The organism is Paraburkholderia sp. SIMBA_027, from assembly GCF_046535315.1.
Classification (GTDB): Bacteria; Pseudomonadota; Gammaproteobacteria; order Burkholderiales; family Burkholderiaceae; genus Paraburkholderia; species Paraburkholderia tropica.
This window is the reverse complement of record NZ_JAWRWY010001781.1, coordinates 1-228: the sequence shown is the minus strand read 5'-3', so window position 1 is coordinate 228 and position 228 is coordinate 1. Positions and strand designations below refer to the sequence as shown.

1 protein-coding gene is annotated in these 228 nt (G+C 61.4%); it reads right to left on the bottom strand.

Translation table 11 applies throughout. From position 1 onward, the window contains the following. The coding region (locus tag SB764_RS45290; RefSeq protein ID WP_410867480.1) for a porin at positions 1–185 on the bottom strand (185 nt) is incomplete at its 3' end. Positions 186–228 lie beyond the last annotated feature (43 nt).

Below are 228 nucleotides of genomic sequence, written 5' to 3'. Positions count from 1 at the left end.
CCCTGAGCCATCTTGAGGTTCGATTTACCACCCGTTGTCGAGCCGAGCGACGTCTGGCTGCTCTGATACGCGAAACCCGTATCGACGATGCCGTACAGCGTGACGCTGCTTTGCGCGAAGGCGGGTGCGCCGGCGAGCGCGGTGATTGCGCAGGCGACCCGGGTCAAGGTGGTGGTGTGCTTCATATCGTTGGTTTCTCCAGTGTCGAGCTGTGACGAAAGTCTGGCG